This is a genomic window from Streptomyces sp. AM6-12 (assembly GCF_044327085.1).
Lineage (GTDB): Bacteria > Actinomycetota > Actinomycetes > Streptomycetales > Streptomycetaceae > Streptomyces.
Genome location: NZ_JBIQWN010000001.1, coordinates 4,007,103 through 4,019,788, shown reverse-complemented (window position 1 = coordinate 4,019,788; position 12,686 = coordinate 4,007,103). Strand labels below are relative to the sequence as shown.

Annotated in this window: 12 protein-coding genes; 1 reads left to right on the top strand and 11 read right to left on the bottom strand. The window is 74.0% G+C overall.

What is annotated here, in order from left to right:
• Window positions 1–50: 50 nt before the first annotated feature.
• The 9 genes from ACE4Q9_RS18205 to ACE4Q9_RS18165 all read right to left on the bottom strand — a co-directional run bounded on the left by ACE4Q9_RS18205 (window position 51) and on the right by ACE4Q9_RS18165 (window position 10,611).
• A complete protein-coding gene (locus ACE4Q9_RS18205; protein WP_397985271.1) occupies window positions 51–695 on the bottom strand; it encodes an RraA family protein in 645 nt (214 codons plus the stop codon).
• A 27-nt stretch (window positions 696–722) separates the two neighbouring features.
• Complete coding sequence (locus ACE4Q9_RS18200) at window positions 723–2,765, bottom strand: HelD family protein (RefSeq protein WP_397985270.1); 2,043 nt, start codon at window positions 2,763–2,765, stop codon at window positions 723–725.
• 50 nt (window positions 2,766–2,815) lie between these two features.
• Window positions 2,816–3,442: a TetR/AcrR family transcriptional regulator gene (locus tag ACE4Q9_RS18195; protein WP_397985269.1), complete on the bottom strand. Its 627-nt coding sequence runs from the start codon at window positions 3,440–3,442 to the stop codon at window positions 2,816–2,818.
• A 20-nt stretch (window positions 3,443–3,462) separates the two neighbouring features.
• Window positions 3,463–5,559: a phosphotransferase family protein gene (locus ACE4Q9_RS18190; protein WP_397985268.1), complete on the bottom strand. Its 2,097-nt coding sequence runs from the start codon at window positions 5,557–5,559 to the stop codon at window positions 3,463–3,465.
• Between the two features lie 277 nt (window positions 5,560–5,836).
• Window positions 5,837–6,574 (bottom strand): HAD family hydrolase, encoded by a 738-nt coding sequence (locus tag ACE4Q9_RS18185; RefSeq protein ID WP_397985267.1) that lies wholly within the window; start codon window positions 6,572–6,574, stop codon window positions 5,837–5,839.
• The gene (locus ACE4Q9_RS18180; RefSeq protein WP_397985266.1) at window positions 6,574–7,476 is read right to left on the bottom strand and encodes a winged helix-turn-helix domain-containing protein; all 903 of its coding nucleotides are present in this window, start codon (window positions 7,474–7,476) and stop codon (window positions 6,574–6,576) included. The genes ACE4Q9_RS18185 and ACE4Q9_RS18180 overlap by 1 nt, the downstream gene beginning before the upstream one ends.
• A gap of 53 nt (window positions 7,477–7,529) precedes the next feature.
• Window positions 7,530–8,444, bottom strand: a complete 915-nt coding sequence (locus ACE4Q9_RS18175) for a winged helix-turn-helix domain-containing protein (RefSeq protein ID WP_397985265.1) — start codon at window positions 8,442–8,444, stop codon at window positions 7,530–7,532.
• A 233-nt stretch (window positions 8,445–8,677) separates the two neighbouring features.
• Window positions 8,678–9,913: a GNAT family N-acetyltransferase gene (locus ACE4Q9_RS18170; protein ID WP_397985264.1), complete on the bottom strand. Its 1,236-nt coding sequence runs from the start codon at window positions 9,911–9,913 to the stop codon at window positions 8,678–8,680.
• A gap of 71 nt (window positions 9,914–9,984) precedes the next feature.
• Window positions 9,985–10,611 (bottom strand): aerial mycelium formation protein, encoded by a 627-nt coding sequence (locus ACE4Q9_RS18165; protein ID WP_397985263.1) that lies wholly within the window; start codon window positions 10,609–10,611, stop codon window positions 9,985–9,987.
• 158 nt (window positions 10,612–10,769) lie between these two features.
• Between ACE4Q9_RS18165 and dtd the strand changes: the two genes are divergently transcribed.
• The gene (gene dtd, locus ACE4Q9_RS18160; RefSeq protein ID WP_397987257.1) at window positions 10,770–11,195 is read left to right on the top strand and encodes a D-aminoacyl-tRNA deacylase; all 426 of its coding nucleotides are present in this window, start codon (window positions 10,770–10,772) and stop codon (window positions 11,193–11,195) included.
• Between the two features lie 74 nt (window positions 11,196–11,269).
• On the opposite strand, the gene ACE4Q9_RS18155 is transcribed toward dtd, so the two are convergent.
• Window positions 11,270–12,235: a YgfZ/GcvT domain-containing protein gene (locus ACE4Q9_RS18155; protein ID WP_397985262.1), complete on the bottom strand. Its 966-nt coding sequence runs from the start codon at window positions 12,233–12,235 to the stop codon at window positions 11,270–11,272.
• Window positions 12,236–12,245: 10 nt separating this feature from the next.
• Window positions 12,246–12,683, bottom strand: coding sequence for a Fur family transcriptional regulator (locus ACE4Q9_RS18150; RefSeq protein WP_159702722.1), 438 nt, complete (start codon window positions 12,681–12,683; stop codon window positions 12,246–12,248).
• Between the last annotated feature and the right edge of the window lie 3 nt (window positions 12,684–12,686).

Sequence of the window (12,686 nt, the reverse complement as noted above, 5' to 3'; positions counted from 1 at the left end):
CGGGCGTGGCCTCGGACCGCACGGCCCGCCCTTCCGCCCCGCCCCTCACCTCACCCCTCGAATCCCTGCTCCTTCAGGATCTCCTCGATCCGTGCCCGGTGCGCCCGCTCCCAGTCGTCCAGGGTCTGCGTGGCCTCCTTGGCGAGCTTGGCGCGGGCGGCGGTGAGGATGCCGGGGGCGCGGGTGGCCGGGACGGCGACCACGCCCTCCTCGTCGGCCACCACCACGTCCCCGGCCTCGATCCGCACACCCCCGCAGCGCACGGGACGGCCGAAGGGGGTCGTGACCTTCTTGGCGCCCGGAATGGGCACGATCCCCCGCGCGAAGACGGGGAAGCCCATGTCGCGTACCTCGCCGAGATCACGGATCAGTCCGTCGGCGACGAAGGCGGCGACGCCGTTGCGCTGGGCGACGGCGCACACGTTGCCACCGGCCAGGGCGTACCGCAGATCGCCGGACTCGACCACGATCACCGAGCCGGGGGCCGCGCGGTGGATGGCCGCGTGCAGCATGAGGTTGTCGCCGGGCGGGCAGCTCACGGTGAACGCCGGGCCGGCCACACGGGGCACCGGCCCCCACAGCGGCCGTATCCCGATGTCCATGACCTGCTCCACGCCGAGCAGATCGGCGAGGGTGGTGGTGGGGATGTCCCGGAAGGCGGCGAAGTCCGGTGTTCCGGCGGCGGGTTCGGTCATGTCCGGCACGCTACCCGGCGCGCCCGCTCAGAACGGCAGCGGCCGGCCGTGCACGACGTCCAGGCGGGACACCGCCCGGGTCAGCACCACGTACAGCCGGTGCGCGCCCCGTTCCTCCGCCTCGGTCACGGCGGCCGGTTCCACCGCGATGACGTGGTCGTATTCCAGGCCCTTGGCCACGCTCGCCGGGACGAGGGTCAGCCGGGCGCCGCGCGCGTCCGGGGTGGCGGGTTCGAGGCCCGCGCCGGTGAGGGCCCCGGCCACGGCCGGCACGTCCGCGTCGGCCGCGATCACGCCGACCGAGCCCTCCCGCGTGAGGGCGCGGCGGGCGGCGGCAACCGTGGTGGCGAGCACGTCGTCGGTCGGGTGCAGGGTCAACTCGCCGTCGGTGCGCAGGGACCGGGCGGGCGGCACCGCCACCTCCAGGCGGGCCAGCAGCCGGTTGGCCAGGGCGACGACCGCCGCCGGCACCCGGAACCCGGTGGTCAGCGACACCACCGCCGCGTCCGGCCGGCCGAGGTGGCGCAGTTGCGCGGACCAGTCGCGGGCGGCCCACGGCGCGGTGGCCTGGGCGAGGTCGCCGAGGACGGTCAGCGAGCCGAAGGCGGCCCGGCGGGCGACGGCCCGGCACTCCATCGGCGAGAGGTCCTGCGCCTCGTCCACCACGATGTGCCCGTAGCCCTCGGGGTGTTCGATCAACCCGGACAGCTCGTCCAGGAGGACCAGGTCGGCGGCCGACCAGCGGGCGGACTTGAACGAGCGCGGCGGGCGCGCCCACAGCAGTGCCGCCTGCTCGCCGGGGGTCAGGATCCCGTCCGCCGAGCGGGCCAACTCCTCCTCGTCGGTGAGGAGTCGGGCCAGCGCCTCCTCCGGGCGGACCTTCGGCCACACCAGGTCGAGCTGGGCGGTGAGCGGCCGGGCGCGCTCCATGCGCCGTACCCAGGCGGCCGGCAGCACCCCGGAGCGCCGTTCGGCCAGCTCGCGCAGCCGTCGTACCACCCGCGTGCGCACCCGCTCGCGGCCGACGGCGTACGGCGGCTCCTCCGCGCGCACCTCCCGTACGATCGCGGCGAGTTCGCTGGCGCGCACCCGCCAGCGGTAGGAGCCGTCCGGCACGACGAGGTCGCTCACCCCGTCCGTGCTCACGCGCGCGTACAGCGCCCGGCGCAGCACCTCGGCCATCCGCGGGTCGTGCTTGAGGGCGGCCGTGGGCGCCGGGTCGGTGCCGGTGACCGGGTGGCGGGCGATCTCGTCCAGCAGGGTGGACTGGCGCACCCCGCTCTCGCCGAGCGCGGGCAGCACCTCGGAGATGTAGGCGAGGAAGGTCCGGTTGGGGCCGAGGATCAGCAGGCCGGAGCGTCTGAGCCGCTTGGGGTGGGTGTAGAGCAGATAGGCGGCGCGGTGCAGTCCGACGGCGGTCTTGCCGGTGCCGGGGGCGCCCTGCACGCACACCGAGTCGGCGAGGGCGGCGCGCACCAGGTCGTCCTGCTCGGGCTGGATGGTGGCGGCGATGTCCCGCATGGGCCCGACGCGGGGACGCTCCAGCTCACGGGCGACGATGCCGCCCGGGCGCGGCGCCCCGTCCCCGGAAGGGTCCTCCCCCAGGTGCTCGTCCTCGAAGCCCGTGAGGTCCGCCGTCTCCCCGGTGCTGCCGGGCGCCCAGCCGAACCGCCGCCGTACCACCACGCCCTGGGGGTCGCGGGCGCTCGCCTGGTAGAAGGCGCGGGAGACGGGGGCCCGCCAGTCGACCACGAGGGGCGGGGCGGCGGGGCTCTCGGTGATCCGCAGCCGCCCGAGGTGGAAGCGGAGCCCGCCGTGCTCGGGGTGGTCGGGGGCGAAGTCCAGGCGGCCGAAGAACAGGGGGCCCGGCGGGAGTTCGCGCAGCGCCTTGGCCTGGCTGCGCAGCCGGTGGCCGAGCACCTCGGCGTCCGCGCCGGAGGCGGAGACGTCCTCCCCGACGACGACCTGCTCCGCGGCGCCCTCGACCATCGCGGCGAGGCCGGCCCGGCAGGCGTCGTGGTGGGCGCGCTCGGCGCGCAGGGCGTCGGTGAGGGCGGGGCGTGGCGTCATGCCGCCCACCCTACGACAAGTCGTTACCCAGTTAAATTTTTAACCCTCTCTCACTGCGGCGCGGGTCCGGCCGGCACCCCCGCCAGCCGCCCGAACGCCCGCTCCGCCGCCCGCACCGCGTCCGGCGCCACGTCCTCGACCTTCTCCCCGGCCGCGATCCGCCGCCAGTTGTCCAGGGCGAGGATCCGTTGCACGGCGATGATCTGCCCGGCCGCGAGCCGTGCGTCCAGGTCCCCGCCGAGCGCCTCGGCGAGCCGGGCCTCCGAGCGCTCCTGGTGCCGGTAGGCGCGCGCGACCAGGGCCGGGGTGCCGTAGAGCAGGGTGTGGAAGGCGAGCACCTGGGGGTGGTCGTTGAGCCCGGTGACCGGGTCGCGCCGCTCCAGGCCCGCGAGGAAGTGCCGGCGCAGCGCGGCCACCGGGTCCGGCTCGCCGGCGACCACCCGCGCGGCCTCGTCCTCGTGGTCCGCGATCCGGTGCAGGACCAGGTCCTCCTTGGCCGGGAAGTACCGGAAGAGGGTCGGCTTGGAGATCCCGGCGGCGGCGGCCACCTCCGCCACCGACACCGCGTCGAAGCCCCGCTCCAGGAACAGCCGTACGGCGGTGTCGGACACCTCCTGGTACATCCGCTGCCGCTTGCGCTCCCGCAGACCCGGCTCGCGCGGTTCCGTCTCACCCATGGGGCGAGCCTACGCAAGGCTCAGCCGAGACCCGGCCGGGGCAGCCCCCGCCCGCGCCGGGACAGCCCGAGCGAGGCCGTCGCCGCCGCGAGCGTCATGCCGTACGACGCCACCGCCCGCCGCACGTTGGGCGCGTCCAGGCTCGATCCGGTGACCAGGCGGTCGAGGTCGACGTAGGCCGAGCGGACCAGCTCGATCCAGCGGTAGACCCGCCAGTCCTCCTGCCAGTTGCGGGTGTACCGGGCGTCCAGGCGCGCCGCCCAGCGGCGGAACATGCGGTCGCGGATCTCCGGCAGAGTCGGGGTGAGGTGCATGTGCCGGACCAGTTCGTACAGCGGGTCCCCGACCAGGGCCATCTCCCAGTCGATGAGGGTGAGGGCGGGGCCGTCGTCGCGGCGCACCAGGTTCCAGGGGTTGAGGTCGCCGTGCAGCAGGGCGGGCGCGCGGTCGGTGACGTGGTGGCGGGCGAGGATCTCGCGCAGCCGGGGCGCGTCCGGCAGGCCGAGGAGGCGGGCGGTCTGCCGGGACCCTTCCGGCAGCGCCTCGACCAGCGCGACGAGTTGTTCGCTGAGCCAGCCGTAGAAGCCGGGACGGCCGCCGAGCGGGTCGATGCCGGCCGGGTCGACGCCGGTCAGCGCGGCCAGCTGGTCGACCAGGTGGTCCGCCTCGTGCGGGCGCAGCCCGTCGACCGGGTGGTCGGGGCGGCGGCCGAGGTCGCGGGCGCCCTCGTAGGTGTGCACGGCGAACCGGTCGCCCCGGTAGCGGTGGGCGGGGTCGGTGGCGTGGCTGGTGCCCAGGGCGAGCACACGGGGCGCGGCGACCGGCACCCCGGACCGTTCGATGGCGGCGAGGACGGCGTGTTCGCTCAGGAAGCTGCGCTCGCGGCGCAGGACGACGGTCGCCTCGCGCCGTACCACGACGGGGAAGCCGGTGCCGGGCACCCGGAGCACGGTGGTGAGGTGGGCGGCGCCCTTGAACACCCGCTCGGCCGGGGCGGCGCCCTCCAGGAACAGGGCGTCGGCGACCGCGCGGTGCGGGAAGTCGGGGTGTTCGGGGACCCGCCGGTCCGGTGTCCAGACGATGGCGCGGGGGCGCGCGGCGGGCCGGGCGGCGCCGCGCCGGAAGAGGATCCGCTCGATCTCCTCGTCTCGGGGCACCCGGCCGAGCCGCAGCGGTTCGGCGGCCGCGCGCAGGGCGTCGCCCACGGTGGCGGTGGCCCGCTCCAGGGGCTTGGGGCCGAAGGAGCGGACCAGGGCGCGGACGGCCCCGATGACGTCGGCGTAAAGGGACTGGGCGTGTTCGAGGGCGAGGTAGTGGGGCAGGTCCCTGGCGAGCCCGGCGACGGCGGCGGGCCGGGCACGGGCCACCGTCTCGGCCCAGGCGCGCACCACGGCCGCCCGCTCGCGCTCCGGGTACCGGGACCGTACGAGGTGGACGGCGAGGTCGTACAACGGGTCGCCGAAGCTGGCCAGTTCCCAGCCCGTGCAGCACAACCCACTTTCGCTGAAGACCACTTGGGAGCGGCGCAGGTCGCCGTGGAGCAGGACGTACGGGCGGCGGGTCAGCGCGGGCACCCGGTCGGCGAACCGGGCGAGCGCGTCCTCGGGGACGCCGAGCGCGGTGAACAGGCCGCCGTAAGCCTGCCAGTTCACTCCCCGGACCTGCCGGTCCGCGAGGTGGGCGAGGGTGCGCAGGAAGCCCTGGGAGTCGGTGTGGTTGCGCGGCCAGTGCGCGGGCAGCGGGGGCAGCGCGGTGCCGCGCACCTGGGCGAGGGCGGCGGGCAGCGCGGCGACGTCCTCGGGGGGCGGCACCTCGCCGTCCACATGGCTGTGGATGACGTAACCCTCCCCGGCGGCCAGACACTCGGGGGCGGCCCCCGGCAGCACCCGGTGGACCGCGCGCAGGATCTCCGCCTCGCCGTCCCAGGTGCGCACGGCCGGTGCCGCGTCCGGGCGGGGCAGCCGCACGGTCACCGGCGTGCCCGGAGCGCGGCCGAGCAGACCGGCGAGCGGTTCGGTCAGCGGCCGGACGTGGTCACGGTGGCGCGGGCCCTCGCGGACCGGCCGCCCGGCCGCGGCGCGGGCCGCGAACGCGCGGCAGGCGGCGTCGGTCCGCATGGTCGTGGCGCGCTCCCCCGCGACGGTAGGGGGAACTGACGGTGCGCCCACTGGCCGCTCCGGAGGTCGATCGCACAAGGGGAGGACATGCCGGACGACAGGTCCGGGGAAACGCTATTCCCCCGTGGCGGCCGGTACGGCCGCCGGGCGCGGTGGAGTAGCCCAACGGGTGGTCCGCCGCTCGGCTGTGCCGATCCGGCGACCGGGGCCCGGCTCCTCGCCGCACCCCGCGCCCGCATGCCCGCGACCGGACGGTGACCGGCCGCGCATCCGCATGCTAGCCGACCACGCGCCCGCCCCTGAGCAGGCGCAACAGCGGTTCCAGCGACCGTACGACGTGCTCGGCGCCGGCCGCGCGCAGGGGCTTCTCCTTCGCCTCGTTGCGGGCGTAGCCCAGGAAGGGGACCCCGGCGTCGCGGGCCGCGGCGAGGTCGGAGGGGGCGTCGCCGATCATCAGGGCGGCGGTGGGGGCGGCGCCCATGGCGGCGAGGGCGCGCAGCAGGCAGTGCGGGGCCGGTTTGAGGTGGTGCAGGTGTTCGGTACGGCCGTACAGGTGCGGGGCGAAGCAGGCGGTCAGGCCCCGGCTCTCCAGGTAGCTGCGCACCACCCGGGGCGAGTTGTCGGTGGTGACGGCGAGCCGGGTGCCGACGGCGGTCCAGGTGCGGATCAGCGGGTCGGCCCAGGCGGTGGGCAGCGCGGAGGCGGCGGCGCGCAGCTCCTCCTGGGTGAGACGTTCCTCCAGGCCGGTGACGAGGTCGCTGCCGGGCCGGCGGCGGCCCACCGCGCGCAGCACCACCTGGGGGTCGAGGGTGCCGCGTTCGGCCGGGGTGAGCAGGCCGTGCAGCCCCTGCCGCTCCAGCCAGGCCACCAGGTCCGCGGCGATCCGCTCGGCCTTGTGCGTGGCGAACAGCCGGCAGATGGGTCCGTCGAAGTCCCACAGCACGACCCGAGCGGAAGTGATCAGTACACGAAGCTTCTCGATCTCGCTCGCATCAGAAGTCGTATCAGAAGTCACTAGGAGAGTGTCAGGTCCGAGGAGATGGTTTCCCAGAGGGCGTCGAACCACTTCTGCGATTCCTCCACGAACGCCGCGTCCCGCTGCCCGGCGCGCCGCTCGAAGGAGAAGAGCAGGGACTCGGAGCCGACCGCGTCGTACATCTCCAGCGTCCCGCTGTCGGTGGACTCGGCGCGGCGCGTGATCATGTAGTGCGCGAACAGCGCCTCGGACCCGTTGAGCAGGTAGAGCTTCACCGGCGGGGTGAACGGCAGGGCCCGGAAGGTGACGTGGACGTCGATGTCGTGGGTGCCGCGCAGGGCCTGGAGGTTGTACTGGAGCACCTGGCCCTGGGCGTTGCGCATGGCCAGCCAGCGCTGGTGCACCGCGTCGTCCTCCGCGCTCCCCGCGTCGACCGAGACCGGGAAGGCGAGGCTGATCTCCCGCGAGGGCAGCAGGATCCGGGCGTCGATCCGCTCCGGGCGCAGCTTGCCCTCATGGATCAGGCGCAGCGGTTCGCCGAGGGCCGGGATCAGGCTCTGCGCGGTCAGGCAGAGTGCGTCGATGCGCACCCGCGGCGCCGCGAACGCGTCGGTCAGCCGGGGCGCGAGGGCCACCATGGTCGGCTGGGGCTCCTCGGCCCCGGACCGCTGCTCGGCGACCCGCGGCGGGCTGCCCTTGGTGACGCCGGTGAGCAGACCGTCCTGCTGGAGCATCCGCAGGGCCTGCCGCACGGCACCGCGCTCGACGCCGAACTCCTCCGCCAACTCGGCCTGGGTGGGCAGCCGTTCGCCCGGCCGCAGGATCCCGGTGCGCATGCGTTCGCGCAGGACGCCCGCGATCTCCCGCGGGGTGCGCCTGCCGCTGCCGTTGACTGCCATGTGCTCCTGGGTCACCACCCAAACGCTACAACTTCCGTCCATCTCAAGAAAGTTGCCGAGCAGTTGTTTATGTAGTGCCACCAAGTTGGGGCAACTCAAACAGAGTTGGTTGCCGAATTTCCAAGTTGGCGGAAGTTCCACCTGCGAAGGGGAATTCGCCGTGCCCGCTCTCGCCCTCCTGACCGGCCCCGCGATCTGAGAACCGAGGCGCCCGGCCCGAAGGCGAACAGGATCGAGCGCGTGCCGTCGGCGTCGTACAGCTGGAGCGGTTCCGCGCCGAACTCCTGCTCACGGCGGTCCAGGGTGTAGTACGCCAGCAGCGCCTCGTCCTCGTTGAGCAGGTCCAGCTTGACCGGGGGTGTGAACGGCAGGGCGCGGAAGGTCAGCCGCACCTCGATGCCGTGCGTGGTGCGCAGGGCCAGCAGGTTCTGCCGCAGCACCATGCCCTGGGCGTTGCGCACCGCCAGCCAGCGCTCGTGCAGCAGTCCGCCGTCGCCCGCGCGCACCGGGTCCACCGGCGCCGGGAAGGCCAGCTCGATCCGGCGGCTGGGCAGCAGCACCGGCACATCGATCTTGGCCGGTTCCAGCTCCCCCGCATGGATCAGCCGGAGCTGCTCGCCGACGGCCAGCGTGAGCGACACGGAGGTCAGGCAGAGCGCGTCGATCCGCACGTGCGGGGCGGCGAAGGCGGCCGCGACCCGCGGTCCTAGCCCCACCACGGTGGGCTGCGGCGGCGCGGCGGACCACCCCGGCCACGCCCCCTCGGCCACCCTGGCCGGGCTGCCCCTGGACACCCCGGTGAGCAGTCGCTCCGCGTGCAGGATGTCCAGTGCCCGGCGGACGGCGCCGCGCTCCACACCGAACTCCTCGGCCAGCTCGGCCTGGGTGGGCATGCGCTGCCCGGCGCGCAGTACGCCGGAGCCGATCCGGCTGCGCAGCTCGTCGGCGATCTCCCGGTGGGACGCGCGGGACGCGCGGGGTCCCCTGGCGGAGGCGTGCTCCGGGTCCACGGGCGAACCATACAACTTCCCGCCAACTTCCGGCAGTTCACCGACAGGTGGTTATGAGACGCCTTCCAACGGAGATAAGTAGAGATAAGTTGGCAGCCAACTCGGCTGACATGGTCAAGCTTGCCGACAACTGAACACGACGCGCACAGCCACAACTGAACACCGCACAGCACAGCCACAACTGAACAGCTCGCTACGGATGTACGGATCAGCGCCGCCGACGAGGGGAGCGGTCAGAAGTCGTCCGGGCACCAGGGGCGCACGGGCGAGCGGAACAGGGCGTCGGCCAGCCGGGCGGCGCCCTCTCGCTCTGCCCGCACCCGGCCCAGCGCGGCCAGCCGCAGCAGCGACTCCCCGCCGAGCCACACGGAGGCCAGCTCCTGGACGCCCAGCGTCAGATCGGGGCTCGCGGTGGTGGCCGTACAGGACGCGCCCTCGGGCGAGGCATCCAGCCGGTACCGCCCGCCCGCGTAACCGCCGTCGTCCAGGACCTCCAGCACCAGCGTGCCCTCCCGGTCGTAGCCACGCGCCTCCAGGGCCCGTACGACGTCCAGGACGCGCACCCACAGCAGGTCCGCGTGATCGGTGATCCGGGCGGCGCGCGGGTCGGGCAGGAAGTGCGGGAGCAGGTCGTCGGGGCCGCGCCCGCCGGTGTCGACCTTGGTGATCCAGTCGATGGAGCACATGTAGTGCCACAGCGCGCGCTCGGCCGCCGGGGTGGTCCCGAACAGCCGCTCCACCCGCGCGGTCTGGTCGGGCTGCTGTCCGGTCCAGGTGTTGTCGCTGCGGTACGTCACCAGGCCCTGGGCCTCCCCGGACGCCGAGCGGTACAGGGCGTGCACCGGCTCCACGTAGTCGGAGTGGACGCGCAGCGCGCCGGTGAACTGCTCCCACCACAACTCGTCCCGGCTGACCGCGCCGGGCTGTGCGCGGCGGAACCGGTCGAACAGTTCGGGGCCCAGCTTGCGCACCTCCGCACCGTCCAGCAGCTCGATCCGGCCGCCGTCGTCCGGGCCGGACCAGCGGGGGTCGAGGCCGGCCCGCGGTACGTCGACGGCCCACCGGGACATCCAGGTGGCCGGACCGAAGCCGAACCGGCCGTAGATCGGGTACTCGGCGGCGAGCAGGGTCGCGACGACGTCCCCGCGTTCCCGCGCCGCCGCGAGGTCCTGGGCCATCATGCGGCTCAGCAGGCCGCGGCGGCGGTGCGTCGGGCTGACGGTCACGCCGCTGATGGCGTCGGCGGGCACCACACCGCCGCCCACCGTGGTCAGCTCCTGCTCGAAGGACCGGAAGGTGGCCACCCAGCGCCCGCCGTCGACGGCCCCCCGGTAGCGGCCCGGTGTGAACTTCCGCCGCCGGGCGTCTAGTTGCTCACGGGCCAGGGCCGGAGGCTGGGTGAACCCCACGGCCAGGGCGCGCTGCCAGTCGTCGAAGTCGGCCTCGGTGGCGGTGCGGACGTCGCTCATGGGCCCACGGTAGGCATCCGTCCCGCCGGATGTCCTCCCGATTTCCGCGCCTTGGCCCCGTCACCGGTCCGTCACACCAGCAGGTCCTCCACCTGCGCCTCGCCCATCCGGTACCGGCGGGCGATCTCCCCGCCGCACCCGTCGGCGGTGTGCTGGAGCCGCTGCCGCCGCCCCGACACCTCGTGTTCGTACCGAACCAACCGGCCCAGCGCGGCGGACAGTTCCAGATCCGTGCGGGCGCTCAGGTCGCTCAGCTCCACCTCGGCGAGCATCTCGGCGGCGAGCCGTCGTACCTCCTCGCCCCGCGGGGTGCCGACGGTGACATGGCGGGCCGAGGAGCGCTGGCGGGCCGGGGCGTCGCGCAGGATCTCCGGGAGCCGCTCGACCAGGGAGGCGTCCTTCGGCGCGGGCACCGCCGCCCGGCCGCGGCGGGCCAGCTCCGCGTGCAGGATGTCGATCCGGCCCTGCAACAGCCGCCGCACATAGCTGAGATCGGCCTCGTCGCGCTGGGCGTCGCGGCGCAGCGCGCGCAGTTCGGACAGGCTCAGCCCGGACAGCTCGGGCAGGCCCGGCCGGGACGGTTCGGGTGCCGCCTGCCGGGCCGGCGCCGGTGCGATCACGGGCTCGTCGGCCCGCTGCACGGGCGGCCGGTACGTCCCCTGCGGGATGGGCAGCTCACTGGTGCTGAATGTGCTCATGTGGTTCGGACCGTCCCCTCGACCGGCGTGTGACAGCATCGTGCCACCCCCGGCGCACCATATGTGACCGAGTGCCCCCGAACAGCCCCGGATGGGCGGTAAGGGTTCCATAAGGTCCGCCTGTGACCGCCGCCCGCGTACCCGGCATCATGGTCCGCATGCGAGCGGTGGTGCAGAGAGTGGACGGCGCGAGCGTCGTCGTGGACGGCGAGACGGTGGGCGCGATCGAGGGCGAGGGCCTGTGCGTCCTGGTCGGCGTGACCCACGAGGACACGAAGGAGAAGGCGGCGCAGCTGGCCCGCAAGCTCTGGTCGGTGCGGATGCTGTCCGGGGAGCGCTCGTGCAGCGACATCGACGCCCCGCTGCTCGTCGTCAGCCAGTTCACCCTCTACGGCGACGCCCGCAAGGGCCGCCGCCCCACCTGGAACGCGGCGGCCCCCGGCGATGTCGCCGAACCGCTGGTGGACGAGGTCGTGTCCCAGCTGCGGGCACTGGGCGCGACGGTGGCGACGGGACGGTTCGGCGCGACGATGCGGGTGTCCCTGACGAACGACGGGCCGTTCACGGTGCTGCTGGAGATGTAGCCAACCCGGGCCGCGCGGGGATGTGGTGGACCCGGGCCGCGCGGGGACGTGATCGGCCCGGCCCGCCGGGGGCGCTACGGCTCGACCACGACCTCCTGCGCCGCCGCCGTCTCCCCGGCCAGGAGTCCCGCGTCGACCGGTACGTTCCGCTTGACCAGCGCGAGCGCCACAGGACCCAGCTCGTGATGGCGTACCGACGACGTCACGAAGCCGATCTTGCGGCCCTCGGGCCCCTCCTCCGCGAGCCGGATTTCCGTGCCCGGCGCCGGCAGGTGCACATCGCTGCCGTCGAGGTGGAGGAAGACGAGCCGACGCGGCGGCTTGCCGAGGTTCTGCACGCGGGCGACGGTCTCCTGCCCCCGGTAGCAGCCCTTCTGGAGATGCACCGCCGTGCCGATCCAGCCCAGCTCGTGCGGGATCGTCCGGTGATCGGTCTCGAAGCCGAGCCGCGGCCGGTGCTGCTCCACCCGCAGCGCCTCGTGCGCGAGCAGGCCCGCCGCGGGCCCGTGCGCCGCCGCGAAGGACTCCAGCTCCGCGCGCGGCAGGAAGAGATCACGGCCGTACGGCGTCTCGCGTACGACGACGTCCTCGGGCGCCTCGGCGATGGACCCGGCGGGCAGGTACACCACCGCGAACTCGTCGGTGCGGTCGGCGACGTCCACCCGGTAGAAGAACTTCATCGACTCCAGGTAGGCGACCAGCGCCTGCCGCGTGCCGGGCTCGACGTGCGCCCAGACCGTCGTACCGTCGTCCACCAGGTACAGCGCGTGCTCGATGTGCCCGTTGGCCGAGAGGATCAGCGCCTCGGTCGCCTGGCCGGCCGGCAGATCGCTGACGTGCTGGGAGAGCAGCAGGTGCAGCCAGCTCAGCCGGTCCTCGCCGGTGACGGTGACGACACCGCGGTGCGAGAGGTCGACGAATCCGGTGCCCTCGGCGAGGGCGCGCTGCTCGCGGAACAGATCGCCGTAGTGGGCGGCGACGCCTTCGTCCACGCCCTCGGCGGGGACGGCGCCGGGCAGGGACAGCAGGGGGCTTTTCATACGCGCAAGCCTACGACGTGGTAGTTGAACTCTTCAGGGAGCAGTCCTTGCAGCGGCCGAAGATCGCGAAGTGCTTCATGTCGGTGTCGAAGCCGAACTGCCGCCGCAGCTTGTCGGTGAACTCCGCCGCCACGCTCACGTCCGCCTCGATCACGCTCTCGCAGTCGCGGCACACCAGGTGCAGATGGTGGTGCCGGTCGGCGAGGTGGTACGTCGGCGCGCCGTGCCCCAGATGGGCATGGCTGACCAGGCCCAGCTCCTCCAGCAGCTCCAGGGTGCGGTAGACGGTGGAAATGTTGACCCCCGACGCCGTCTTCCTCACTTCCACGAGGATGTCGTCGGGGGTCGCGTGCTCCAGGGTGTCCACGGCTTCGAGGACAAGCTGGCGCTGCGGAGTCAGCCGGTAACCGCGCTGCCTGAGGTCGCTCTTCCAGTCGGTGCTCACCACACC

Coding starts and splice junctions, on each gene's coding strand:
- dtd (WP_397987257.1), top strand. CDS start 10,770: ATGCGAGCGGTGGTGCAGAGAGTGGACGGCGCGAGCGTCGTCGTGGAC.
- ACE4Q9_RS18155 (WP_397985262.1), bottom strand. CDS start 12,235: ATGAAAAGCCCCCTGCTGTCCCTGCCCGGCGCCGTCCCCGCCGAGGGC.
- ACE4Q9_RS18170 (WP_397985264.1), bottom strand. CDS start 9,913: ATGAGCGACGTCCGCACCGCCACCGAGGCCGACTTCGACGACTGGCAG.
- ACE4Q9_RS18190 (WP_397985268.1), bottom strand. CDS start 5,559: ATGCGGACCGACGCCGCCTGCCGCGCGTTCGCGGCCCGCGCCGCGGCC.
- ACE4Q9_RS18165 (WP_397985263.1), bottom strand. CDS start 10,611: ATGAGCACATTCAGCACCAGTGAGCTGCCCATCCCGCAGGGGACGTAC.
- ACE4Q9_RS18195 (WP_397985269.1), bottom strand. CDS start 3,442: ATGGGTGAGACGGAACCGCGCGAGCCGGGTCTGCGGGAGCGCAAGCGG.
- ACE4Q9_RS18180 (WP_397985266.1), bottom strand. CDS start 7,476: ATGGACGGAAGTTGTAGCGTTTGGGTGGTGACCCAGGAGCACATGGCA.
- ACE4Q9_RS18205 (WP_397985271.1), bottom strand. CDS start 695: ATGACCGAACCCGCCGCCGGAACACCGGACTTCGCCGCCTTCCGGGAC.
- ACE4Q9_RS18200 (WP_397985270.1), bottom strand. CDS start 2,765: ATGACGCCACGCCCCGCCCTCACCGACGCCCTGCGCGCCGAGCGCGCC.